The sequence below is a fragment of the Vibrio sp. 03_296 genome (assembly GCF_002265885.1).
This window is the reverse complement of the sequence record NZ_NPKW01000339.1, coordinates 1-1,638: the sequence shown is the minus strand read 5'-3', so window position 1 is coordinate 1,638 and position 1,638 is coordinate 1. Positions and strand designations below refer to the sequence as shown.

The window sequence follows — 1,638 nt, the reverse complement described above, 5'->3', positions numbered from 1 at the left end:
AAGTGGTAGAGCTAGGTAATGCGTCGGCGGCGGAAATGGTCCGTATGTTGATGCGCTAAACCGCACTACTGATGACGAAAAACACCCCAGAATTTTTACAGCCCAAATTGGTGGCTGATGAGCGCACCAATTCGATTTTGATTTCGGGTGACCCTAAAGTTCGTGATCGCTTGAAGCGTTTGATTCGCCAACTCGATGTGGAAATGGCGAGCAAGGACGACAACCACGTGTTGTTTACCTCAAATACGCCAAAGCGGAAGATTTGGTTGATGTGCTTAAAGGGGTCTCTGATAACCTGCAAGCAGAGAAAAACTCTGGTCAAAAGGGCGCGTCTTCACAGCGCAACGATGTAGYGATCGCCGCTCACCAAGGCACCAACTCGCTGGTCACTGACCGCGCCACCCGATATTATGTTGGCGTTGCAAGATGTGATTACTCAGTTAGATATTCGCCGCGCACAAGTACTGATTGAAGCATTGATTGTCGAATGGCAGAGGGCGATGGTGTGAACTTGGGTGTGCAATGGGGTAACTTGGAAACGGGTGCTGTCATCCAATATAGCAATACCGGTACGCCAATTGGCAAAGTGATGGTTGGCCTGGAAGAGGCAAAAGAATAAACAAGTAACAGACAGTCGTGGAATAGTGATACTGGCAAGTATGAACCATATTCACGTACAGAAGCTGGAGACTATTCCACCCTTGCTGCAGCACTCGCTGGTGTAAACGGTGCGRCAATGAGCCTTGTTATGGGGGACTGGACAGCCCTGATCAGCGCAGTTTCGAGTGATTCCAACTCCAATATCCTGTCTTCACCAAGTATTACCGTGATGGACAAGTAGGTGAGCGTCTTTCATTGTTGGCGAAGAAGTTCCTGTCATTACCGGTTCAACCGCGGGCTCGAACGAACGATAACCCGTTCCAAACCGTCGATCGTAAAGAAAGTGGGCATCAAGACTTAAAGTGGTACCACAAATTAACGAAGGCGACTCGGTTCAGCTTAATATCGAACAAGAAGTATCTAACGTTTTGGGTGCCAATGGGCGGTGGACGTTCGTTTGCTTAACGTACAGCTCAATACCTCAGTGATTGTGCAAGATGGCCAAATGTTGGTGCTTGGTGGTTTGATCGATGAGCGTGCGTTAGAGAGTGAATCAGAAAAGTAACCGCTACTGGGCGATATTCCAATTTTGGGGCATTTGTTTAAATCCACCAATACTCAAGTAGAAAAGAAAAATCTAATGGTGTTCATCAAGCCGACCATCATTCGTTGATGGTATGACGGCGGATGGTATTACCCAGCGTAAGTACAACTACATTCGCGCCGAGCAGCTCTACAAAGCAGATCAAGGGCTAAAACTAGATGGATGATGGCCACATTCCTGTGTTACCGAAATTTGGTGAAGACCAAACGCCATCCGGCTGAAATTCAAGCCTTTACGATMAATGGAACAGCAGTAATGGTAGATATACTGGATACGGCGCCATCGTATCGCCGTTTACCGTTTAGTTTTGCTAACCGCTTTAAAATGGTGCTGGAAATCGAGCACCCAGAAAGGCCGCCGGTACTTTACTACGTTGAGCCTCTCAATGCGCAGGCGTTAGTTGAAGTGCGTCGTGTGCTCAAACAGACGYTTGT

Annotated in this window: 2 pseudogenes; both read left to right on the top strand. The window is 47.7% G+C overall.

Annotation, left to right across the window (positions count from 1 at the left end):
• Positions 1-1,438, top strand: a pseudogene (locus CIK04_RS24475) (secretin N-terminal domain-containing protein); the annotation flags it as partial.
• 21 nt (positions 1,439-1,459) lie between these two features.
• Positions 1,460-1,638 (top strand): annotated as a pseudogene (locus tag CIK04_RS24470) (type II secretion system protein GspE); the annotation flags it as partial.